This is a genomic window from Aureimonas phyllosphaerae, assembly GCF_047943035.1.
Classification (GTDB): domain Bacteria; phylum Pseudomonadota; class Alphaproteobacteria; order Rhizobiales; family Rhizobiaceae; genus Aureimonas; species Aureimonas phyllosphaerae.
Map to the genome: position 1 here is coordinate 948,309 of NZ_CP181348.1, position 21,933 is coordinate 970,241.

The following is a 21,933-nucleotide window of genomic DNA, read 5'->3' on the forward strand; positions in this document are numbered from 1 at the left end:
CGATTCCCGCAAGCATCGATTCACCAGGCCGGGGGAAATTCCCCTGGCGCTTACCGATCCTTCGGCAGGATCCGCCAGCTTGGGCGGAGAAACGCCGAAGGTCCGACATGATCGCCTCGCAAAAGGCATACACCCACCTCGTTCGACGCGTGCTGCTACCGATGATCGGTCTCGTGGCGCTGCTTCTCGTCGGGCTTCTCGCGGCCGTGTGGGTCGTCGCCGCGCACCAGACCAGCGCGGCGGTGGGCGAGGAAATCCGGCTCGTGCGCAGCGCGCTCGCGATGCGCGGCGAGTACATGCGCAAGATCGCGCTCGATTACGGCACCTGGGACGAGGCCTACCAGAACCTCGTCGCGGAACCCGATGCCGCATGGAGCGACGAGAACATCGGCTTCTGGTCGTCCAGCCATTACGGCTTCGACATGGCGCTGGTGGTCGGGCCGGACGGTGAGGCCGAGTATATCGCCGACCATGGCGAACGCGTCTCGTCCTCCATGTCGGCGATGCTGCCGGACGGGGCGGACGCCATCGTTCGCGCGGCGGTCTTGCCGACGGGCGAGGGTGCCGCGTCGGGACTCCTTCTCAGCGATGCGGGCCCGGCGATCGCCGCCGCCGCGATCATCCGGCGCGGCGAGCACGATCAGCCGGCCGAGGCCGAGCGCCACGTCCTGATCCTCGTCGACGTCCTCGACGACAAAACCCTCGCGCAGTTCGAGCGCGCCTATCCGCTGGCCCATCTGCGGCTGGAGACGCCGTCGTTCGCAGCGGCGGCGAGCGCGGCGATCGTCGACGACGAGGGCCGAACGATCGCCAGACTTGCCTGGGACGGCGAGCGGCCGGGCGACGATCTCCTGCGGGTCGCGATCCCGATCTGGCTGGCCGTCGCGGCGGCCTTCGGGCTCCTGATCTGGACCGGGACCGGACAGGTTCGGTCCTCCACGCGGATCGTGGCCGCCAGCGTCCACCGGGCGACGCACGACGCGCTCACCGACCTTCCCAACCGCGTCCTCCTGTTCGAGCGGCTCGATGCTGCCGCGCGGGCGCTCGGCGAGGGCGGCGCGCCGTTCGCGGTCGCCTATCTCGACCTCGACGGGTTCAAGGCGGTCAACGACCGGCATGGCCATGCCGAAGGCGACAGGGTCCTGTGCGCGGTCGCCGCGCGCCTGCGTGACCTCGTCGCCACCGATCGCGACACCGTGGCCCGTCTCGGCGGCGACGAGTTCGCGCTGCTCCTGTTTTCGGGGCGTGGCGACCGCGGCCGGCTGGACGGGCTCGCACGGCGCTTCATCGCGGCGATCGAGACGCCGATCGCGCTCGGCAACGGGGCGGAAGCCTCGGTCAGCGCGACGGTCGGCCTGTCGCTGGCGCCCGGCGACAGCACCGACCCGCTCGCGCTCCTGCGCCAAGCCGACGAGGCGCTCTATGCGGGCAAGCGGGCCGGCAAGCGCCGGACCCTGTTTCACGACAGCGTGGAACGCGGGCTCGCGCCCGCCGCCTGAGGCGCCGTCGCGCCGCGAGCGTCAGTGCCGGCCGCCGGCCGCGCGGCGCATGGGCGCGCGTTGGGCGGGCGGAGCGGCGTGCAGGCTCTCGCGCTCGCCGTCGGTCCGGAACGTTCCGACCCGCTCCGACAGGCTCATCGTCTCGGCCATCAGCGTCTTGGTGGCGGCGGTCGTCTGTTCCACCATCGCCGCGTTCTGCTGCGTTACCTTGTCGACCTGGTTGGCCGCGGTCGCGACCTCTGTCAGGCTGATCGACTGGTCCTGCGCCTTCTGGGCGATGGCGCTGACGAGGCGGCTCATCTCGCCGACCTGCGCGACGATCTCCTCGATGCTCTGGCCGGTCGCGGTGACGAGTTCGACGCCCGCCTCCACGTGCTGGCCGGACGCCTGGATGAGGTCCTTGATCTCCTTGGCGGCTTCGGCCGAGCGCTGGGCGAGACCGCGCACCTCCTGCGCGACCACAGCGAAGCCACGGCCCGCCTCGCCGGCGCGCGCGGCTTCCACGCCCGCGTTCAGGGCGAGGAGGTTGGTCTGGAAGGCGATCTCGTCGATCACGCCGATGATCTTGCCCACCATGTCGGACGACTGCTTGATCGCGCCCATCGTCTTGACCGCGGAAGCGACAATCTCCTCGCCCTTCTGGGCGTTACGGAGAGCGACGCTCGCGGTTTTCTGCGCCTGCGTCGCCTCCGTCGTCGTCTCGCGCACCCCTTGGCTGACCTGCCCGATGGCGGCCGATGTCTCTTCAAGCGCCGCGGCCTGCTGCTCGGTACGCTGGGCGAGGTCGCCGGCGGCGACCGAGATCTCGGTCATCCCCTCGGCGATGCGGTTGGAGGCGTTCTGGACCTCGACGATCGTGTCGCGCAGCGTCGTGCGCGCCCGGTTGTAGTCGAGCCGCAGCTGGTCGAGCTCGGGCGTGAGGGGCGCGGCGAGATGCTGGTCGAGCCGGCCTTCCGCGAGCGCGCCGAGCGCCCCGCCGATCTGGCTGACCGCCCGGATGCGCGGCGTCACGTCGGTAGCGAACTTCACGATCTTGGCGACCTGGCCCTTGCCGTCGAGGATCGGATTGTAGGAGCCCTGGATCCAGACGGCCTCGCCGCCCTTGGCCACGCGCTTGAACTCGCCGCTCTGGAACTGACCGGCGCGCAGCTCGTCCCAGAACCTCTGGTAGCCCTCGCCGGCGCGCTGCGTGCCGTCGAGGAACATCGCATGGTTCTGCCCGGCGATCTCGGACAGCTGATAGCCGAAGGCCTTCAGGAAGGCGGCATTGGCGGTCAGTACCGTACCGTCGGGACGGAACTCGATGACGACCTGCGAGCGGTTGATCGCGGCGATCTGGGCGGTGAAATCGATGTTGGCGAGCCGCTCCTTGGCGTCCGCCCATTCGACGCTGAAGCCGAGGAGCCGACCGTCGCGGCGCATCGGCGTCACCATCAGGTCGAAGCTCCAGTTGGCGACGCGGATCGTGGCGCTGTAGCGCGACTGCAGCGCGGCGAGGAGCTTGCGCTGGTGCGCGGGCGCCTTGTGGAAGATGTCGATGTTGCTGCCGATGAGGGTCGCCACCGAGAAGTTCGGCAGTTCCTTGCGAAGGTCGGCCTCGGCTTCCTTCAGGAGCTTGGTCAGCGCCTGGTTGACGAAAGTGATGCGCAGGTCCGCGTCGGCGAGCATGACGTTGGCGTTGAGGCCCTCGAGCGCCATCCGGGCGCTGGCGCCGTGCGCGCGGTGGAACAATCCGAAACCCATGCCTTCCCCCTATCGCACGCGCCTGCCGCGTCGGGGTTGCATCTTGCCGGGGTAACATTGATGTGTGGTTAACAACCTGTCTATCGAAGGACCGGAGGTTGTGGCCGCGGATGGCGATCTGTCGCCGCCCGTCGCCTCAGTTGCGCACCGTCAGGCACGCCTCGCCGCCCGAGCGCATGCGCCGGCACAGGCGGTCGGCGGAGGCGCGGTCGTCGAAGGCGACGCGGATGCGATAGTAGGATCTTGCCCCGCGCCCGCCGAGCCGCGTCGTGATCACGGTCGGCTGGTGTCCGGTGAGGAGCGCGCCGACCCGGCCCTGCAGCGCGCGGTAGTCGTCGAGCGCGCGCGCCTTGTTCGGCCCGGCGACGAGCTGGACGCCCCAGGGCGCGATCGCTTCCGCCAGCGCGCTGCGCGTCTCGCGCGGGTTCGACGCCTGGATCGCGGCGAGCGTCGCGAGGCAGTTGGCGCCGGTGTCGGCGTGCCGCCCGGCATCCCCGTCCCGCGCGTCGGCCGTCAGGTTGGCGCCCGTGACGAAGCGCACATGGGCGCGGGTCTCGTCGGGCAGGCTCGCTTCGCCGCTCCGCCAGCGCGCGATCCGCCCCGGGCCGGCGTTGTAGGCGGCCGCCGCGAGATCGAGGCTGCCGAAGCTGCCGCGCAGTTCCGACAGATAGGAGGCGGATGCGGGGATCGCGGCCTCCGGGTCGAACGGATCGGTGAGGCCCCGCTCGCTGGCGGTGGCCGGCATGAACTGGGCGATGCCCCTGGCGCCGACACGGCTGACCGCCTTCGGCCGGAAGCTGCTCTCGCGCCAGATCAGCCGGGTCAGGAACGAGGCGGGCAGCGAGTGGGTCGCGGCGGCGCGGTCGATCACCGCGCAGATCACGGCGCGCGAGGACTCCTCGGCGCGCGCCGTGCCGGCCGTCAGGCTTGCCGCCATGAGCGTCGCGGCGACGAGGATGGTCGATGGGCGCAAGCGATGATCCCTCCGGCCGGACGCCTCCGGCGGCCGGGACTATAGCCGCTCGACCTTAACCGACACACCCATCCCTCAAGCCGGCCAGTTGCCGTCGAAGGCAGGTCTCCCACGACATGTTGCGGCGAATCTGCGGGGGCGATGGCTCGTCCGGCGCTCTGTCCGGACGAGGATGGTACGCGCGACGAGGATGAAGGAAGAAGAGGGAACCGTTGCGATCGGGCGCGTTTCGAGTTCGCGATGGGCTTGTGCGAAAAAAAGGCGGCGCAGGGTGACGCGTACCGCACGGACCGGGATGCGTCAGCGACGAACAGGGTATCCCATACGTTGATGCGAGCAGCTTCGACCGCGATCGGCACCCGGGTATCGATCCTTCGACCTGTGCAAACCGGCTTCGAGCAATACCTTTCCATCCACGCGGCCGACACGATCCGAAGATGCCGTTGCCTGGCTCCTCCTCGCGAAGGGCCGGTTGGTGCCGGGCGCGCGTTGAAGGAGTACCAGGCCCCATGTCGACCCTCACCCATCCGCCCAGCTCCGCCGCGAGCGGGCTGCACGGGATTTTCCTGAGCTTTCCCGTCGCCCTGTTCTCGACGGCGCTGGCCGCGGACGCTGCCTATCTCGGCAGCGCCGAGATCCAGTGGACGAACTTCGCCAGCTGGGCGATCGCCGGGGCGCTGGTCTTCACGGGACTGACGGTCCTCTTCGCGCTCGCCGGCTGGCTGCGGCATATCCGCCGGCCGGGCGGCGTCCGGCGCCTCGTCTACCTTCTGGTGCTGGCCGCCCTGTTCGCGGTCGGCCTCGTCAACGCCTTCCATCACGCGCAGGACGGATGGAGCTCGGTCGGGACCATCGGTCTCGCGCTGTCCGCCGTGTCGACCCTTCTGGCGCTCGTCGCCGGCTGGATGTTCTTTTCCCGGACGCAGGCGGTGGAGATCGTGCGATGACCAAGGCTCTCTGGACCGCCCTTCTCGCCACGCTCGCCCTTTCCGGGTGCGAGGGCAGCGACCCCGCGCTGAACCAGACCGGCGCGCAACCCGACCTGCCGGCGGTGCGCCAGACGCTGGTGCCGCCGATGAACATCGCAACGCCCATCGGCTGGAACGGCGAGGTGCCGACGGTGCCGCAGGGCTTCACGATCGCGGCCTTCGCGAGCGACCTGTCGATCCCCCGCCAGATGCTGGTGCTGCCGAACGGCGACGTGCTGGTGGCCGAAGGGCGCGGCGGCCATGCGCCGGCGCTGCGCCCGAAGGACGTCATCGCCGGCGTCATCAAGAAGCGCGGCAATTCGAGCGGCAGCGGCGGCAACCGCATCACCCTCCTGCGCGACGCCGACAACAACGGCCAGCCCGAGGTCCGCACCGTCCTCATTGACAATCTCGACGCGCCCTACGGGCTCGCCCTGGTCGACGGGTTCCTCTACGTCGCCGAGCAGGGCGCGCTGACGCGCTTCCCCTACCAAGAGGGGCAGACCGAGATCACCGCGCCGGGCGAGCAGGTGACGAAGCTCCCCTCCGCCATCAACCATCACTGGACGAAATCGCTCGCGGCGAGCGCCGATGGTTCGAAGCTCTATGTCGGCATCGGCTCGAACAGCAATGTCGGCGAGCGGGGGATGACGGTCGAGGAGGAGCGCGCGGTGGTCTGGGAGATCGACCGCGAGACCGGCGCCGCGCGCACCATCGCACGCGGCATCCGCAACCCGACCGCGCTCGCGATCGAGCCGACGAGCAACGCGCTCTGGGCGGTGGTCAACGAGCGCGACGAGCTCGGGCCCCAGCTCGTGCCGGACTACCTCACCTCGGTGAAGGACGGCGCCTTCTACGGCTGGCCCTACAGCTACTGGGGCAAGAACCTCGATCCGCGCGTCGAGCCGCAGCGGCCCGACCTCGTGGGGACGGCGATCGCCCCGGACTACGCGCTCGGCTCGCATGTCGCCGCGCTCGGGCTCTCCTTCGCCCGCGACGGCGGCTTCGGCGGCCCGTTCGCGCAAGGTGCCTTCATCGGCGAGCACGGCAGCTGGAACCGCGAGGACCTGTCCGGCTACAAGGTCGCCTTCGTGCCCTTCGAGGGCGGTCGCCCGGCCGGCGAGCCGGTGGATTTCGCCACCGGCTTCCTGACCGCGGACGGACAGGCGCGCGGACGGCCCGTCGGTGTCGCCTTCGATCCGGGAAAGCGCGTGCTCCTGATCGCGGACGACCTGTCCAACACGATCTGGCGCGTCTCGCAGTCCGAACCCGCGCAGGCGTCGCTCACGCCGGCGCGGTAGGCTGCCAAAACCTCGTCAGACCGTGACGCGCCACGTCATGGTCCGGCTTTCGCCGGGCGCAAGGTTCACGACGCCCGGCTTTTCAGCGAACTCCCCGTCCCAGCCGACGGGGCTCGCCATCGACAGCCACGGCTCGATGCACAGGAACGGTGCGCCGGTCGGCTTCGACCAGATGCCGAGGTCGGGGTAGCCCTCCCACGAAAAGGCCAGCGCCCGCGCTTCGCTCCCGTCCGGTCGGCGCGCGACGAAGCGCACGGAGCGGCTCCTGACATCCGGCAGAACCAGCGCATCGTCGGCAAACAGCGTTTCGGACAGAGGCAGGGTCCGCCCATCGAGCGGGATCGGGCGCGGGGGGCCGAGAAGCCCGCCGACCACCGACAGCGCCTCGGGGGGCTCGTCGGCGTCGAACTCGACGACATGGTCCTCCTTCGCGACATCGTCCACCAGCGGCCAGCGGAAGCCGGGATGGGCGCCGAGCCCGAAGGGCAGAGCGCCGGGGCCGGGGTTCTCGACGCGTGCGACGACGGTCAGCGTCGAACCCTCGACCGCGTGGACGAGTTCGAGCGCAAAAGGAAACGGGTAGATCGCGCGGCTCGCCACGTCGTCGGAAAGGCGCATCACGACGCGCGCGGAGGTCGTCTCCACCACGCGGAACGCGCGGTCGCGCGCGAAGCCGTGCTGCGTCATCGTGTAGGCTTGGCCCTCGTGGCGCAGCGTGTCGCCGGTGAGGCGACCGACGATCGGAAACAGGACCGGTGCCCGGCGCGTCCAGGCGGTGCCGCCCTGCCAGAGAAGCTCCACCCCGTCGCGTCCGCGGATGCTCGAGAGTTCCGCGCCGAGAGGATCGACGGCGACCGTCAGCGTGTCGGTGCGGATGATGATCGGGTCGCTCATGGCGGACGGCTCTCCTCGTGATGCGCCCCGGCTTACGATATCGGGCGCTGCCGTGACAGGGGCGGTTTTCCCGCTTCGCAAAGGCTGCGATCTGCGGCTAGGAAGGAACCCCCGCCGACCGTTCGCAACGAGGACGCCCATGACGACCTACAAGATCGCCCTTATTCCCGGCGACGGCATCGGCGTGCCCGTGGTGGATGCGGCGTGGGCGGTGCTGGAGCGCGCGGGCGCGCGTCACGGCTTCCAGCTTTCGGCGACGCGCTTTCCCTGGTCCTGCGACTTCTACCGAGAGACCGGCGCGATGATGCCGGCGGACGGCATCGAGACGCTCCGCCCGTTCGACGCGATCCTCTTGGGCGCCGTCGGCTGGCCCGCGGCCGTGCCCGACGCCGTCTCGCTGCACGGGTTGCTCCTTCCGATCCGCAAGGCCTTCCGGCAATACGCCAACATCCGCCCGCACCGCCTTCTGCCGGGCGTCGAGGGACCGTTGCGCAAGGCAGGGTTCGACATCCTCTGCATCCGCGAGAATACCGAAGGCGAGTATTCGGGCGCGGGCGGCCGGGTGCATGTCGGCACCCCCGACGAGGTGGCGGTCGAGACGGCCGTGTTCACGCGCGTCGGCGTCGAGCGCATCCTGCGCTTCGGCTTCGAACAGGCGCGAGCGCGCCGCGGCAAGCTCGCCTCGGTGACGAAGTCCAACGCCCAGAAGCACACGATGGTGTTCTGGGACGAGATGACGCAAACGATCGCGGCCGAGTATCCGGATGTGGCCGTCACGCCCTACCACATCGACGCGATGGCGGCGCGCATGGTGATGGCGCCGGACACGCTCGACGTTGTGGTGGCCTCCAACCTCTTCGGCGACATCCTGACCGACCTTGGCGCCGCCATCCAGGGCGGGCTCGGCTTCGCGGCCTCGGCCAACATCACCCCCGACCGCACGGCGCCCTCGATGTTCGAGCCGGTGCACGGCTCTGCCCCTGACATCGCGCATCTCGGCATCGCCAATCCGATCGCGACCATCTGGTCGGGGGCGATGATGCTGGAGCATCTCGGCGAGCGCGACGCCGCGGCCGACGTCATGCGGGCGGTGGAGGCGGCGACGGCGCGGGGCATCGGCACGCGGCCCGGCCAGGACCGGACCGACACGATCGCAAGCGCCGTCCTCGACGCGCTCGGCTGAAAGCGTTCGCGCGGCGGTCGGCCGCCCGTCAAATTCCTATGATTTGCTTATCATCGTGACGGGCGGCTAGACTTGCGATCGGCATTGGGAGGTGCCGATCATGACCAAGCGCATCATCACAGCGGCGCTGCTGCTGGGAACCGTGAGCGCGTTCGCGCCGCTCGCCCACGCCGAAATGGCCGGTTCGGTCGAGACCGAGACGCGTCGCGTACCGGGTCTCGAGCGCCCGGCCGAGATCGTCGTCGACTTCTGGGGCATTCCCCACATCTACGCCGCCAACGAGCGCGACGCCTTCTTCCTGCAGGGCTACAACGCGGCGCGCGACCGCCTCTGGCAGATCGACCTCTGGCGCAAGCGCGGTCTCGGTCGGCTGTCGGAGAGCTTTGGCCCTGCCTATGTCGAGCAGGACCGTGCGGCCCGCCTGTTCCTGTTCCGGGGCGACATGGACAAGGAGTGGGCCGCCTACGGCCCCAAGGCCAAGGGTTACACGCAGGCCTTCGTCGAAGGCATCAACGCCTATGTCGACCGAGTCGCGGACGGCACGCTCGAGCTGCCGATCCAGTTCAGGGCGAGCAACAGCCGACCGGAGCGCTGGTCGCCCGAAGATGTCGTGCGCATCCGCAGCCACGGGCTGACGCGCAACGCGACCTCGGAGGTCGAGCGGGCGCGCGTCGCCTGCCTTGCCGGGCTGCGGGCCGATGCCCTGCGCGCCAAGCTCGAGCCGGCCTGGACGACGAAGGTGCCGGACGGGCTGGACCCCTGCCTCGTGCCGGAGGACGTTCTCAAGGACTACGAGCTCGCGACCAAGGGCGTGAGCTTCTCGCCCGAGACGCAGCGCGACGCCGCGCTCGACGCGCGCTCGTTCCTGGCGGCCTCGCGCGGGAAGCGCGACACGATCGGCTCCAACAACTGGGTCGTCGCGCCGGAGCGCACCGAGACCGGGCGCCCGATCCTTGCCAACGATCCGCACCGGGCGCACGGCGTTCCCTCGCTGCGCTACATCGTCCATCTCAACGCGCCGGGCCTGTCGGTGATCGGCGCGGGCGAGCCATCGCTGCCGGGCATCTCGATCGGCCACAACGGCACCATCGCCTTCGGCCTCACGATCTTCGCGATCGACCAGGAGGACCTCTACGTCTACGAGACGAATCCCGACAATCCGAACCAGTACCGCTACGGTGACGGATGGGAGGACATGCGGGTGGAGCGCGAGACGGTCTCCGTGAAGGGCGGCGCACCGCAGGAGGTCGAGCTGCGCTACACCCGGCACGGCGCGGTGCTCCGCAGCGATCCGGCCAAGAACCGCGCCTTCGCGCTGCGCACGGTCTGGCTGGAGCCTGGCACCTCCGCCTATTTCGGCTCCTCGGACTACATGACCGCCCGCAACTGGGACGAGTTCAAGGCGGCGATGGACCGGTTCGCGACCCCGTCCGAAAATCAGGTCTATGCCGATACCGGCGGCAATATCGGCTGGATCGCGGCCGGCATGACGCCCCGGCGCACCAACTGGGACGGGCTCCTGCCAGTGCCGGGCGACGGGCGCTACGAATGGGGTTTCTTCACGCGCTCTGACCTGCCCTCCGTCTATAATCCCGCCGACGGCTGGTTCGCGACCGCCAACCAGATGAACCTGCCGGCGGACCATCCCGCTGCCGAGAAGCCGATCGGCTTCGAATGGGCCAATCCCTCGCGCTACCAGCGTATCGCCGAGGTCCTGTCGGCCGACGACCACGTGTCGCTGAACGATGCCATGCGGCTCCAGAACGACGACGGCAGCATGGTCGGACGGCGCATCGCCAAGCTCTTCGCCGGACAGCCCGCGCCGGCCGATGCCTTGGAGCGGCAAGCCTTCGACGGCCTGCGCAACTGGGACGGAGAGGTGCGGGCGGACAGCGCGGCGGCCGCGGTCGCCGAGATCATGGTGGCCGGGCCGCTCGGGCGCGAGACCGTCAAGCTCGCGGTGCCCGAGCCCGCGCGCGCCATCGTGGACGACGGCGACATCGGCGCGGTGCTCGATCTTCTGGAAGCGCCGGACGACCGGCTCGGCACCGACCCGCGTGGGGCGCGCGAGCGCATCCTGTCCGCGGCGCTCACCACGGCGGTCGCCAAGGCGAAGGACTTGATGGGCGACGATCCCTCCGACTGGCGCTGGGGTGCGATCCATCGGGCGCTGTTCGTCCCCGACGTCGCGCCGCTTCTGTCGGCCAGCGACAAGGCGCAGATGAGCGTCGGGCCGCTGGCGATCGGCGGCTCCGCCTCGACCCCGCGCGCCACGAGCTACGGGCCGGACTTCGGCGTGCGCGCGGGCGCCTCGTTCCGCATGGTGCTCGACGTCGGCAACTGGGACGCCAGCCGGACCATCAACACGCCGGGTCAGTCGGGCGACCCGATGAGCCCGCACTACCGCGACCTCGCGCCGCTCTGGGCGGCCGGCGCCTATGTGCCGCTCCTGTATTCGCGCGGGGCGGTCGAGACCAGCGCAGCCGAGGTGCTGAAGCTCACACCCTGAGGCGCGAGGGGGCGGCTTCGGCCGCCCGCCTTGCCCCTTCCCATGACGGCGAAGGCCGGGGCGCTCCGGCGTCCCGCAGACACAAAGGAAAGCTGCCATGACCGCCATTCCCCTCCGGGCCGCGGGGCTCGCGCGTTTCGGGATTGCCCTCGGCCTCGTCGCCCTCGTGCCCGGTTTCGCGCAAGCCGATGATGCCGGGCGCGACGAGTTCTTCTGGCTCGGCGAGATGAACAAGGCGACTGCCGTCATCAACAGCGAGGCCGGACTGCTTCCCAAGGACAAGGTGCCGGCGATCGCCGCCGCGATCACCAGGGTGCTGGCCGACGGTTCCCAGCCCGGCGCCAAGCGCCCCTCGACCGTGATCAGCTTCGAGCCGCTCCTGATCAAGGCAGGCGGTGTCGAGGTGACGCTGCTGCATGCCGGCCGCTCCAGCCAGGACATGCACGCGACCTACCGGGCCGCGATCCTGCGCGACGATCTCCTGTCGCTCGCCGGGCAGCTCGAGGCGACGACGCGCACGCTGGTCGACCTCGCCGACCGGCATCGCGAGACGATCGTGCCGAACTATACCAACGGCGTGGCGGCCCAGCCGAACAGCTATGCGCACTATCTCCTGGGACACGCCGCCGGCTTCGGGCGCGACGCCGAGCGCATCCGCGAGGCCTATGCGCGCGTCGACCGCTCGGCGATGGGCACCACTGTGCTGAACGGCACCGGCTGGCCGCTCGATCGCGACCGGATGGCCGGCTATCTCGGCTTTGCCGGCATCGTCGACAATGCCTACGACGCCTCGCAGATCTCCTCGATGGAGCATCCGGTGGAGGCCGGGTCGATCGTCACCTCGATCGCCCTCCACACCGGGCACTTCATCGAGGACGTGATGACGCAATATGCGCAGACGCGGCCCTGGATCCTGCTCGAGGAGGGCGGCGGCAACACCTATGTGTCCTCCGCCATGCCGCAGAAGCGCAATCCCGGCCTCCTCAACTCGACCCGCAGCGACGCCTCCGCCGCGATCGCGCTGGCGCTCGGACCGATCCTTCAGGCCCACAACATCACGCCCGGCATGAACGACCCGAAGGACGTCGAGGCGAACGCCGCCGTGGTGGCGGCGGGCGTCGAGACGCTGGCCGGCCTCGACAAGGTGTTGAAGGGTCTCGTGATCCGCCCGGAGCGGGCGCTGGAGGAGCTGAACGGCGACTGGACGGCCTCGCAGGAGATCGCCGACATCCTGATGCGCGACCACGGGCTGCCGTTCCGCGAAGGCCATCACGTCGCCTCGGAGATCGTGACCTATGCGCGGGCGAACGGCATCAAGCCGCTCGACTTCCCGTTCGCGGACGCGCAGCGCATCTACGCAGAGACGGTGAAGGGCACGGCCTTCCCGCAGGCGCTGCCGATGACGGAGGCCGAATTTCGCGCCGCTCTCGACCCAGCGGCGATCGTGCGCAACCGAGCCACGAGCGGCGGCCCGCAGCCGGCCGAACTCGAGCGGATGATCGTCGCCGCCCGGAAGAGCCTCGACGCGCAAGGCGCCTGGATCGGCGAACGCCGCGCCCATATCGACGCGGCGCTGGCGCGGCTCGACAAGGATTTCGCGTCCCTGTCGCCGCAGTGACCCGGCGACACGGACGGATGGCGGAGCGCGCCGCCCGGCCGCCCGTCTCCCGCCTTCGCGAGGGCCGCGAAACCGGTATCATGCCGGCCGTCGCATTCGGGAGACTGGCATGTCGTTGAAGCTTTTCGATCTCACGGGCCGCACGGCCCTCGTTACGGGCTCCGGCCAGGGTATCGGCCTGTCGCTCGCCGAAGGGCTCGGGCGGGCCGGCGCACGCGTGGTGCTGAACGGGCGCGACGGGGGCAAGCTCGATGCCGCGGCCGAGCGGCTGCGCGGGGAGGGGATCGCGGTGGAGACGGCCGTCTTCGACGTGACCGACCATGCGGCCGTGAAGGCCGGCGTCGATCGCATCGAGGCCGAGATCGGCGCGATCGACATCCTCGTCAACAATGCCGGCATCCAGCGCCGCGCGCCGCTCGAGGACTATCCGGCCGAAACGTGGGACCTGATCATGCGGGCCAACGTCGATTCGGTGTTCTTCGTCGGCCAAGCCGTTGCCCGCCACATGATCGGGCGCGGGCGCGGCAAGATCGTCAACATCGCGAGCCTCCAGGCGCAGGCTGCGCGCTATTCGATCGCCCCCTACACCGCGACCAAGGGCGCGGTGCTGAACCTCACCAAGGGCATGTGCACCGACTGGGCCCGTCACGGGCTGCAGGTCAACGCGATCGGCCCCGGCTATTTCGAGACGCCGCTGAACCAGGCGCTGGTGGACGATCCGAAGTTCACCGAGTGGCTGCAGGTGCGCACGCCGACCGGGCGCTGGGGCAAGGTCGAGGAATTGCAGGGCGCCTGCATCTTCCTCGCGTCCGATGCGGCGAGCTTCGTCAACGGGCAGATCGTCTATGTCGACGGGGGCGTGCTGGCGACGCTCTGAGGCGCTGCTCGGCCGACGCCCGGTGCCGCGTGCGCATGGACCCAAGCGGTGATACGAGGGGGCGACGGCGGCCGGGGCGGGAGCGATTTTCCCTCGGGCCGCACCCCCTCTTCGAGGACTGCCGCCTTGCCAGACACCTCCCGCATTCCCGTCTTCGACGGCCACAACGACACGCTGCTCCGCCTGATGGAGGACGCGACCGGCGAGGCCGAGCGACGCTTCTTCGACGGGGGTGCCGGCGGCCACATCGACATGGCGCTGGCGGCCGAAGGTGGGCTCGTCGGCGGCCTCTTTGCCGTGTTCCCGCCCTCGCACATGGACGCCTCGCTGTCGGATGCGATGCGCGTGCCCCCTTATGCGCTGCCCTTTCCCGAAACGCCGAGCCTTGCCGACGCGCGCGAGACGACGCTGCGGATGATCGCGATCCTCCTGCGCCTCGAGCGCACGTCCGGCGGGCGCTTCGCCGTCTGCCGGACGGCCGGCGAGATCGAGGCGGCGATGGGGCGCGGCAGCTTCGCCGCCGTCCTCCATATCGAGGGCGCGGAGGCGATCGATGCGGACCTCGACATGCTCGACGTGCTCCATGCCGCCGGCCTGCGCTCGGTCGGCCCCTTGTGGAGCCGGCCGAACGTCTTCGGCGACGGCGTGCCGATGCGCTTTCCGTCATCCCCGGATACCGGCCCGGGCCTGTCGGAGGCCGGCCGGCGACTGGTCGAGCGCTGCAACGCGCTGCGCATCCTCGTCGATTGCTCCCATCTCAACGAAAAGGGTTTCGACGACGTGGCCGCCCTCTCGGACGCGCCGCTGGTCGCCACCCATTGCAACGCCCACGCGGTGACGCCGCACAGCCGCAATCTCACCGACCGACAGCTCGGCGTGATCCGCGAGACGGGCGGACTGGTCGGCCTGAACTTTGCGACCGCGTTTCTCGGCGACGGCGGCATGGACGAGACGATCGGCCTCGACCCGATGCTGCGCCACCTCGACCATCTCCTCCGGCATCTCGGCGAGGAGGGCGTGGCGCTCGGTTCCGACTTCGACGGGGCGACGATCCCGAGCGCGGTCGGATCGGCCGCCGGCCTCCCGCGCCTCCTGGACGCGATGATGGCGGCGGGCTACGGGCGCGAACTCGTCGAGCGCATCGCCTGGCGCAACTGGCTGTCGGTGCTGCGGCGGACCTGGGGCGCCTGAGCGTCCCTATGCCCCGGTCGCGAGGGCAAAGCCCTCGTCGATCCAGCTGGTGATGCCGCCCGCCATGATCTTCACCGGGCGGCCGAGTTCGGCGAGCCGCAACGCCCCGCGCGCCGCCCCGTTGCAATGGGGACCGGCGCAGTAGGTGACGAAGAGCGTGTCCGGCGGATAGGCCTCCAGCCGCGAGCGGACGATCTTGCCATGCGGCAGATGGATCGCGCCCGGCACGTGCCCGGCCTCGAACTGGGCGGGACCCCGCACGTCGAGAAGCACGAAGTCGGGCCCGCGCGACAGGGCGTCGTGGACGTCCCAGCAGTCGGTCTCGAAGCGGAAGGCGGCTGCGAAGTGCTCGCGCGCCAGCGTGCTCGGGGCGGCGGAAACGGCGGTGACGTTGGACGGCATGGAAACCTCCTTCAGCGGAATGCCGCCATATCGCCGCAAGCCGCCGGCGCTTGCCATTGGCAGGGATGACAGAGTACGGGCAGATCATGCCAAACACCGCTGGCCCCCTCGTCGTCGCACTCCTCTACGATGGTCTCTGCACCTTCGAGTTCGGCATCGTCGCCGAAGTCTTCGGGCTGCCACGTCCCGAGATGGGGGAGGGGTGGTATCGCTTCGCGAGCGCGGCGGTGGAGGCGGGGCCGCTGCGCGCCCATGGCGGCTTCGCGCTCCAGCCGGATCACGGGATCGACCTCGTGGACGCGGCCGACATCGTCGTCGTGCCGGGCTGGAAGGGGGCAGGGGTCGCGGTGCCGGATGCCTTGGCCGAGCGGCTGCGGGCGGCGCACGAGCGGGGCGCGCGGCTCGTCTCGATCTGTTCGGGCGCCTTCGTGCTGGCCGCCACGGGCCTTCTCGACGGTGGGACGGCAACCACCCACTGGCGCTACGCGGAGGCCCTGCGTGCGCTTCATCCCAGCATCGCGGTGGACGACGCCTCGCTCTACCGCTCGCACGGGCGCATCCACACCTCGGCGGGCAGCGCGGCGGGCATCGACCTCCTGATCGCAATCGTGCGCGAGGACTTCGTCGATGCCGCCGCCAACTCGGTGGCGCGTCGGCTGGTGATGCCGGCTCATCGCGGCGGCGGTCAGGCGCAGTTCCTCGAGCGGCCGGTCCCCGTGCCGCGCTCGGGCGCCGTCGCGCCGCTTCTCGACGCGGTGCGCGCCGACCTCGCCCATCCCTGGACGGTCGAGCGTATGGCCGATGCCTGCCGCATGAGCCTTCGCACCTTCGCGCGGCGCTTCCAGGAGGCCGTGGGCATGCCGCCCGGCGAATGGCTGGCGGGCGAGCGGGTGGAAGCGGCCAAGCATCTCCTCGTCGCGCGACAGCACGGGCTGGACGAGATCGCGGCGGCCACCGGCTTCGGCACCGCGGACACGATGCGCCACCATTTCGCGAGGCGCGTCGGCATCAGCCCGAAGGCCTACCAGGCGCAGTTCGGCACCGGTGCTTTGCCGGCGTCACGCAATGAGAAGGCGGGGTTGGAGCCGCAGCTACGCCTTTCGCGTTGAACCAGACGACGCCGGGAGACACGAGATGGACGACCCTCACAACCTCCAGCGGTTTCTGGATGCGCAGGCGCCCGTGGTCGAAACGGTCGAGAGCGAGTTGCGCGACGGGCGGAAGCGCAGCCACTGGATGTGGTTCATATTCCCGCAGATCGCGGGCCTTGGCCGCAGCCCGACCGCCCGGCACTATGCCATCCGATCGCTCGCCGAGGCGGAGGCGTTCCTCGCCCATCCGGTTCTCGGGGCCCGCCTCCGGCGTTTGACGGACCTTGCGAACCGGCACCACGGCCGCTCGGCTCTGGACGTCTTCGGTCCGCCCGACGACATGAAGTTCCATTCCAGCATGACGCTGTTCGCCCGTGCGTCGGGCGGCGAGGCGGCCTTCACCGAGGCCCTGGCCGGGTTCTTCGCAGGCCGCGAGGACCCGGCGACGATTGCCATCCTCGACGGCGGGGCCGGTCCCGGCTGAGGCCTGTCAGAGCGCGGCCTGCGCCGGCATCGGCAGGTAGGCGACGCGCTCGTAGGGCACGTCGGCGCGCGGCAGCGCCTCGCGCCCGCGGATGATGTCGGAGGCTTTCTCCGCGATCATGATCGTCGGCGCGTTGAGGTTGCCGGTGGTGATCGAGGGCATGATCGAGGAATCGACGACGCGCAGCCGATCGATGCCGATCACCCGCGTCTCGGGGTCCACCACCGCCAGCGGATCGTCGCTCGCGCCCATCCGGCAGGTGCAGGAAGGGTGGTAGGCGCTCTCGACATGCTCGGTGACGAACCGGTCGATCTCCTCGTCGCTCTGGACGGACTCGCCCGGCTGGATCTCGCGCCCGCGATAGCGGTCGAACGAGGGTTGCGCGAAGATCTCGCGCGTCAGGCGCACGCAGGCGCGCATCTCCGCCCAGTCGTCGGGATGGCTCATGTAGTTGAAGAGGATGCGGGGCGCCGCCGTCGGGTCGGCGGAGGCGAGGCGCACGTGCCCTCGCGATTTCGACCGCATCGGTCCGACATGGGCCTGGAACCCGTGCTCGGAGGCGAGGCCTCGGCCGTCATAGGTCACGGCGAGCGGCAGGAAGTGGTATTGGATGTCGGCATGCTCGACATCGGGGCGCGAGCGGATGAAGCCGCAGCTCTCGAAATGGTTGGTCGCCCCAAGGCCCCGCTTGGTGAAGAGCCAGCGCGCCCCGATCGAACCCCTGGCGAAGGGAGACATGGCGGAGAACAGCGTGATCGGCTCGCGGCAGGCGACCTGGAAGTAGAATTCGAGGTGGTCCTGCAGGTTCTCGCCGACGCCGCGCCGGTCGGCGACGACCGCGATGCCGTAACTCTTCAGCTCGTGGCCGGGCCCGACGCCGGAGAGCTTCAGGAGCTTTGGACTGTTGATCGACCCGGCGGCAAGGATGACCTCGCGGCGTGCCAGCGCCTGGCGCGCGGTGCCGCCGACGCGGAAGGCGACGCCGGACGCCGTGCGCCCGTCGAAGAGGACGCGCTCGACGAGCGCGTGGGTGACGACCTTGAGGTTCGGCCGCCCGAGCGCGGGCTTGAGATAGGCGTTGGCGGTGGACCAGCGGCGGCCGTTGTGGACGGTCATGTCCATCCGGCCGAAGCCTTCCTGCGTCGCGCCGTTGATGTCCTCGTTCATCGCATGGCCGGCCTCGCCCGCCGCCCGCACGAACGCGTCGTAGAGCGGGTTGGCGAGCGTGCCGTAGGTCGTGTGAAGCGCGCCCTCGCCGCCGCGGTAGGGGTCGCCGCCCGCGCGCCGGTTCTCGGCACGGCGGAAATAGGGAAGGACGTCCGGGTAGCTCCAGCCGGTCGCGCCCTGGTTTTCCCAGCGGTCGAAATCGGCCGGCGCGCCGCGCACGTAGACCATGCCGTTGATCGAGGACGAGCCGCCGAGCACCTTGCCGCGCGGGCAGTTCATCCGGCGGCCGTTGAGATGGGGTTCCGGCTCGGATTCGTAGCCCCAGTTGTACTTCCGCATGTTCATCGGGATCGACAGCGCGCTCGGCATCTGGATCAGCACCGAGCGGTCCGACCCGCCGAACTCGAGGACGAGGACGGTGCTGCGCCCGTCCTCGGTCAGCCGGTTCGCGAGGACGCAGCCGGCCGAGCCGGCACCGACGATCACGTAGTCGAAGTGTTCGATCTCCATCGCCCCTCGCTCCGGATCAGTAGGGCGCGTCGACGCGGCCGAGATTGACGTAGACGCTCTTCGCATGCGTATGCGCGAGGAGCGCGGCGCGCCCGTTCTCGCGCCCCAGGCCCGATTCCTTGGCACCGCCGAAGGGCAGCTCGATCGGCGTGATGTTGTAGGTGTTGATCCAGGTCGTGCCGGCCTCGAGCCGGGCGACGACGCGGTGGGCGCGCGCGAGGTCGCGCGTGAAGACGCCGGCGGCCAGCCCGAAGCGCGTGTCGTTGGCGCGCGCCACCACCTCGTCCTCGCTCCGGAACGGGAGGACGGTCATCACCGGGCCGAAGATTTCCTCCCGCACGATCGTCATGTCGTCGCGGCACCCGTCGAAGATCGTCGGCTCGACGAAGTAGCCCCGGCCGAGCGCGCCGGCCGTCACCCGGTTGCCGCCGCACAGGAGCTGTGCGCCGCCGCGGCGGCCCTCCTCGATATAGGAGAGGACCTTGTTCATGTGCGTCTGCGAGATCAGCGCGCCGACCTGCGTCGCGGGATCGGCGGGGTCGCCGACCACCATGGCGCGGGTGCGACGCTCCAGCTTCTCGAGGAAGGCCTCGCGCACGTCCTCGTGCACGAAGACGCGCGTCCCGTTGGAGCAGACCTCGCCGGCGGAATAGAAGTTGGCGAGCATCGCCCCGCCCACTGCGTCGTCGAGATCGGCGTCGGGGAAGACGATCAGCGGCGACTTGCCGCCGAGTTCCAGCGTCACCTGCTTCAGGGTGGTGGCGGCGTCCGCCATCACCTTCTTGCCGGTGCCGACCTCGCCGGTCAGCGAGATCTTGGCGATGCCGGGATGGCGCGACAGGAGGCGCCCGGTGCGCCCGTCGCCTTGCAGGACGTTGAAGACACCGGGCGGCACGCCGCACTCGGTCATCACCTCGGCGAGCTTCAGGGCGGTCAGCGGCGTCAGCTCGGCCGGCTTGAAGATGAACGCGTTGCCGGCGGCGAGCGCCGGGGCGGCCTTCCAGCAGGCGATCTGCAGCGGATAGTTCCAGGCGCCGATGCCGGCGACGAGCCCCAGCGGCTCGCGCCGGACATAGCCGAAGGCGGCGGGCCCGAGATCGACATGCTCGCCCGCGATGCCGGCGGCGAGCCCGGCGAAATACTCGATGCAGTCGGCGCCCGACAGGACGTCGACGGCGATCGTCTCCTGGATCGGCTTGCCGGTGTCGCGGGTTTCGAGAAGCGCCAGCTCCTCGTTGCGCTCGCGAAGCCGCATGGCGACGCGGTTGAGGATGCGGCCGCGCTCGGCCCCGGTCATCGCGCCCCACGTGCGCTGCGCCTCGCGGGCCGCCCTGACCGTCGCCTCCACCTCGGCCTCGCCGGCCATCGCGATCTCGGCGATCGTCTCGCCGGTCGCGGGATTGACGGTCGCGAAGGTCTCGGTGCCCTCGTGCCAGGGGAGATAGGCGCCGGCGACATGGCTCGTCAGCACCGGGGCGTCGGCGGCGCGCGCCAGCGCCTTCGGCTGCCCTCCGGCGTGCGGCGGCCGCGCCTCGGCGATCTGCGCGTCGGTGAAGCTCGTGGCGATGGTCCGGGCGAGCACGCTGTCCGTCTCGCCGGCGTCCGACAGGGAGGAGCGCAGCCACAGGCCGTCGATCACGGCGGCGATCGCCACCGCGATGCGCGCGGCATCGTCGGCCGCCACCAGCGCCTTCAAGTCGTGGCGCAGGTTCGAGAGCATGCGCTGCTGGTAGACGCGCTGCACGCGCTTCAGCCGTGCGGAATGGAGGACCTGGCCCCAGAAGGCGAGCCACACGGAGCCCGTGCGTCCGTCGAACTCCTCGGGCGCGAGATTGGCGTCGATCACGCTCTGGATGCGCTCGCGCGGCGTCTCGGCGCGCTTCAGCCGCCAGCGCGTGCCGTCCGAGACGCGCGAGGCGAGGTGACGCAGCGTCGCTTCGAGAAGCCCGTCCTTGTCGCCGAAGTAATGCGAGACGAGGGAGGGCGCGACGCCGGCGCGGCCCGCGATCTCCGACAGGCTGGCGGCGGCGAAGCCGACATCGGCCAGCGCCTCGATCGTCGCCTCGATCAGCTGCCGGCGCCGCTGGTCCTCGGAGCCGGAGCGGAGGGCGATGGAAAGGCGGGTCATGCGGGGGGTCTCCGGCGCAAGCATCGGACGGCAGGATTGATCACTCATTCAATCGAACGAAAACCGGTGGAATGCAATCCCTTGATCCCCGTATCGCGCTGCATGGTGGATGCTGGCCTGCGCCTCGTGGTCTTCAATCGTTGGACATGAGAGATCAGGAAAAGGGCAGTCTGCCTCTCGTTTCGACAGAAGTCATAAGCGCTCTAAAAAGAATTGAACGACTGTTCAACTCGCGCTTGACAGCTGCGGAAAGCCTGTCCTCAATTCACGAGGTCGTTCGATTGATGCAATGGTCCGCAGGTCGGTCCATCTGCTATCACCGGCGTCGGGGCATCGGCCCGTCACATCAGGAGAAGACCTCAATGGCGTCATCGCGTTCCCTCGTTCTGACCGGGCTGACGGCTCTTCTCCTCGGGGCGACAGCGGCCCAAGCCGCCGACCCGGCCTCGTGCCGCGCGGTGCGCTTTGCCGATGTCGGCTGGACCGACATCACCGCGACCACCGCCGCCGCCTCCGCGGTCCTCGAGGGGCTCGGCTACCAGCCCCGCACCGACGTCCTCGCCCTTCCCGTCACCTTCGCCTCGCTGAAGAATCGCGACATCGACGTCTTCCTCGGCAACTGGATGCCGACCATGGAGGCCGACCTCGCGCCCTACCGAGCGGAGGGCTCAATCGAGATCATCCGCGCCAACCTCGAGGGCGCGAAATACACGCTCGCCGTGCCGACCTACCTCTTCGATGCGGGGCTGAAATCCTTCGGCGACATTGCCAAGTTCCGCGACCAGCTCGACGGCAAGCTCTACGGCATCGAGCCCGGCAACGACGGCAACCGCCTGATCCAGGGCATGATCGACAAGGACCAGTTCGGCCTCAAGGGCTTCGAGCTCGTCGAGTCCTCCGAGCAGGGCATGCTGGCCCAGGTCGCGCGCGAGACGCGCTCGAAGAAGCCGATCGTCTTCCTCGGATGGGAGCCGCATCCGATGAACGCCAACTTCCAGCTGTCCTATCTTGCGGGCGGCGACGACGTGTTCGGGCCGAACTACGGCGGGGCGACGATCTACACGCTGACGCGCAAGGGCTTGTCGACCGACTGCCCGAACCTCGGCAAGCTCTTCGCCAACCTCGTCTTCTCGCTGCCGATGGAGAACGAGATCATGGGCGCGATCCTCGACGGGGGCGAGGCGCCGGAAAAGGCCGCCAAGGCGTGGCTCGCCGCCCATCCGGACGCCTGGAAGCCGTGGCTGGCCGGCGTCACTACCTTCGACGGCCAGCCGCCCGAGTCGGCGCTCAGTCAAGCGCTCGGCGGCTGAGGGGCGCCGAACCCCTGAAAGACACGGGCGGCGGGTCGATCGCCCGCCTCCCGCCTCTCGTCCCATCCTTCTCGCGCGAACTTCG

At 70.0% G+C, this 21,933-nt stretch carries 17 protein-coding genes; 11 read left to right on the plus strand and 6 right to left on the minus strand.

Going from position 1 to position 21,933, the window contains the following annotated elements; genetic code table 11:
• Positions 1 to 107: 107 nt before the first annotated feature.
• Positions 108 to 1,499: a diguanylate cyclase domain-containing protein gene (locus ACLNGM_RS04350; RefSeq protein WP_416357346.1), complete on the plus strand. Its 1,392-nt coding sequence runs from the start codon at positions 108 to 110 to the stop codon at positions 1,497 to 1,499.
• 21 nt (positions 1,500 to 1,520) lie between these two features.
• Here ACLNGM_RS04350 and ACLNGM_RS04355 read toward each other — a convergent pair whose 3' ends face one another.
• Both ACLNGM_RS04355 and ACLNGM_RS04360 read right to left on the minus strand, forming a co-directional pair.
• Positions 1,521 to 3,242, minus strand: coding sequence for a methyl-accepting chemotaxis protein (locus ACLNGM_RS04355; RefSeq protein WP_416357347.1), 1,722 nt, complete (start codon positions 3,240 to 3,242; stop codon positions 1,521 to 1,523).
• 136 nt (positions 3,243 to 3,378) lie between these two features.
• A complete protein-coding gene (locus tag ACLNGM_RS04360; RefSeq protein ID WP_416357348.1) occupies positions 3,379 to 4,215 on the minus strand; it encodes a lytic transglycosylase domain-containing protein in 837 nt (278 codons plus the stop codon).
• A gap of 509 nt (positions 4,216 to 4,724) precedes the next feature.
• On the opposite strand from ACLNGM_RS04360, the gene ACLNGM_RS04365 reads away from it, so the two are divergent.
• Together ACLNGM_RS04365 and ACLNGM_RS04370 are read left to right on the plus strand one after the other, a co-directional pair.
• Positions 4,725 to 5,162, plus strand: coding sequence for a DUF2231 domain-containing protein (locus tag ACLNGM_RS04365; protein ID WP_416357349.1), 438 nt, complete (start codon positions 4,725 to 4,727; stop codon positions 5,160 to 5,162).
• The gene (locus ACLNGM_RS04370; RefSeq protein ID WP_416357350.1) at positions 5,159 to 6,484 is read left to right on the plus strand and encodes a PQQ-dependent sugar dehydrogenase; all 1,326 of its coding nucleotides are present in this window, start codon (positions 5,159 to 5,161) and stop codon (positions 6,482 to 6,484) included. The genes ACLNGM_RS04365 and ACLNGM_RS04370 overlap by 4 nt, the downstream gene beginning before the upstream one ends.
• Positions 6,485 to 6,499: 15 nt before the next feature.
• On the opposite strand, the gene ACLNGM_RS04375 is transcribed toward ACLNGM_RS04370, so the two are convergent.
• Positions 6,500 to 7,378, minus strand: a complete 879-nt coding sequence (locus ACLNGM_RS04375; protein WP_416357351.1) for an aldose 1-epimerase family protein — start codon at positions 7,376 to 7,378, stop codon at positions 6,500 to 6,502.
• 139 nt (positions 7,379 to 7,517) lie between these two features.
• On the opposite strand from ACLNGM_RS04375, the gene ACLNGM_RS04380 reads away from it, so the two are divergent.
• From ACLNGM_RS04380 to ACLNGM_RS04400, 5 genes are all read left to right on the plus strand, one after another.
• Entirely contained in the window at positions 7,518 to 8,561 is a 1,044-nt protein-coding gene (locus ACLNGM_RS04380) for a tartrate dehydrogenase (RefSeq protein WP_416357352.1), read from the plus strand.
• Positions 8,562 to 8,661: 100 nt separating this feature from the next.
• Positions 8,662 to 11,070 carry a penicillin acylase family protein gene (locus tag ACLNGM_RS04385; RefSeq protein WP_416357353.1) on the plus strand — a complete coding sequence of 803 codons (2,409 nt, stop codon included), beginning with the start codon at positions 8,662 to 8,664 and terminating at the stop codon, positions 11,068 to 11,070.
• 97 nt (positions 11,071 to 11,167) lie between these two features.
• Complete coding sequence (locus ACLNGM_RS04390; protein WP_416357354.1) at positions 11,168 to 12,688, plus strand: argininosuccinate lyase; 1,521 nt, start codon at positions 11,168 to 11,170, stop codon at positions 12,686 to 12,688.
• A 109-nt stretch (positions 12,689 to 12,797) separates the two neighbouring features.
• Positions 12,798 to 13,565, plus strand: coding sequence for an SDR family oxidoreductase (locus tag ACLNGM_RS04395; RefSeq protein WP_416357355.1), 768 nt, complete (start codon positions 12,798 to 12,800; stop codon positions 13,563 to 13,565).
• Between the two features lie 126 nt (positions 13,566 to 13,691).
• Positions 13,692 to 14,756, plus strand: coding sequence for a dipeptidase (locus ACLNGM_RS04400; RefSeq protein WP_416357356.1), 1,065 nt, complete (start codon positions 13,692 to 13,694; stop codon positions 14,754 to 14,756).
• 6 nt (positions 14,757 to 14,762) lie between these two features.
• Here the strand turns inward: ACLNGM_RS04400 and ACLNGM_RS04405 are convergent, their stop codons facing one another.
• On the minus strand, positions 14,763 to 15,158 hold the full coding sequence (locus ACLNGM_RS04405) for a rhodanese-like domain-containing protein (RefSeq protein WP_416357357.1): 396 nt from the start codon (positions 15,156 to 15,158) through the stop codon (positions 14,763 to 14,765).
• A gap of 65 nt (positions 15,159 to 15,223) precedes the next feature.
• On the opposite strand from ACLNGM_RS04405, the gene ftrA reads away from it, so the two are divergent.
• Together ftrA and ACLNGM_RS04415 are read left to right on the plus strand one after the other, a co-directional pair.
• The gene (gene ftrA, locus ACLNGM_RS04410) at positions 15,224 to 16,267 is read left to right on the plus strand and encodes a transcriptional regulator FtrA (protein WP_416358384.1); all 1,044 of its coding nucleotides are present in this window, start codon (positions 15,224 to 15,226) and stop codon (positions 16,265 to 16,267) included.
• A gap of 25 nt (positions 16,268 to 16,292) precedes the next feature.
• Positions 16,293 to 16,733 (plus strand): DUF1810 domain-containing protein, encoded by a 441-nt coding sequence (locus ACLNGM_RS04415; protein WP_416357358.1) that lies wholly within the window; start codon positions 16,293 to 16,295, stop codon positions 16,731 to 16,733.
• A 6-nt stretch (positions 16,734 to 16,739) separates the two neighbouring features.
• On the opposite strand, the gene betA is transcribed toward ACLNGM_RS04415, so the two are convergent.
• Together betA and betB are read right to left on the minus strand one after the other, a co-directional pair.
• On the minus strand, positions 16,740 to 18,410 hold the full coding sequence (gene betA / locus ACLNGM_RS04420) for a choline dehydrogenase (protein WP_416357359.1): 1,671 nt from the start codon (positions 18,408 to 18,410) through the stop codon (positions 16,740 to 16,742).
• A gap of 16 nt (positions 18,411 to 18,426) precedes the next feature.
• Positions 18,427 to 20,538 (minus strand): betaine-aldehyde dehydrogenase, encoded by a 2,112-nt coding sequence (betB, locus tag ACLNGM_RS04425; protein ID WP_416357360.1) that lies wholly within the window; start codon positions 20,536 to 20,538, stop codon positions 18,427 to 18,429.
• Positions 20,539 to 20,900: 362 nt separating this feature from the next.
• Here betB and ACLNGM_RS04430 point away from each other — a divergent pair, with 362 nt between their 5' ends.
• A complete protein-coding gene (locus ACLNGM_RS04430) occupies positions 20,901 to 21,848 on the plus strand; it encodes a choline ABC transporter substrate-binding protein (RefSeq protein ID WP_416357361.1) in 948 nt (315 codons plus the stop codon).
• Positions 21,849 to 21,933 lie beyond the last annotated feature (85 nt).

Excerpts from the sequence above, each read along its gene's own strand:
- ACLNGM_RS04350 (WP_416357346.1), top strand. The coding sequence starts at position 108 with ATGATCGCCTCGCAAAAGGCATACACCCACCTCGTTCGACGCGTGCTG.
- ACLNGM_RS04355 (WP_416357347.1), bottom strand. The coding sequence starts at position 3,242 with ATGGGTTTCGGATTGTTCCACCGCGCGCACGGCGCCAGCGCCCGGATG.
- ACLNGM_RS04365 (WP_416357349.1), top strand. The coding sequence starts at position 4,725 with ATGTCGACCCTCACCCATCCGCCCAGCTCCGCCGCGAGCGGGCTGCAC.
- ACLNGM_RS04370 (WP_416357350.1), top strand. The coding sequence starts at position 5,159 with ATGACCAAGGCTCTCTGGACCGCCCTTCTCGCCACGCTCGCCCTTTCC.
- ACLNGM_RS04375 (WP_416357351.1), bottom strand. The coding sequence starts at position 7,378 with ATGAGCGACCCGATCATCATCCGCACCGACACGCTGACGGTCGCCGTC.
- ACLNGM_RS04380 (WP_416357352.1), top strand. The coding sequence starts at position 7,518 with ATGACGACCTACAAGATCGCCCTTATTCCCGGCGACGGCATCGGCGTG.
- ACLNGM_RS04385 (WP_416357353.1), top strand. The coding sequence starts at position 8,662 with ATGACCAAGCGCATCATCACAGCGGCGCTGCTGCTGGGAACCGTGAGC.
- ACLNGM_RS04390 (WP_416357354.1), top strand. The coding sequence starts at position 11,168 with ATGACCGCCATTCCCCTCCGGGCCGCGGGGCTCGCGCGTTTCGGGATT.
- ACLNGM_RS04395 (WP_416357355.1), top strand. The coding sequence starts at position 12,798 with ATGTCGTTGAAGCTTTTCGATCTCACGGGCCGCACGGCCCTCGTTACG.
- ACLNGM_RS04405 (WP_416357357.1), bottom strand. The coding sequence starts at position 15,158 with ATGCCGTCCAACGTCACCGCCGTTTCCGCCGCCCCGAGCACGCTGGCG.
- ftrA (WP_416358384.1), top strand. The coding sequence starts at position 15,224 with ATGACAGAGTACGGGCAGATCATGCCAAACACCGCTGGCCCCCTCGTC.
- ACLNGM_RS04415 (WP_416357358.1), top strand. The coding sequence starts at position 16,293 with ATGGACGACCCTCACAACCTCCAGCGGTTTCTGGATGCGCAGGCGCCC.
- betA (WP_416357359.1), bottom strand. The coding sequence starts at position 18,410 with ATGGAGATCGAACACTTCGACTACGTGATCGTCGGTGCCGGCTCGGCC.
- betB (WP_416357360.1), bottom strand. The coding sequence starts at position 20,538 with ATGACCCGCCTTTCCATCGCCCTCCGCTCCGGCTCCGAGGACCAGCGG.
- ACLNGM_RS04430 (WP_416357361.1), top strand. The coding sequence starts at position 20,901 with ATGGCGTCATCGCGTTCCCTCGTTCTGACCGGGCTGACGGCTCTTCTC.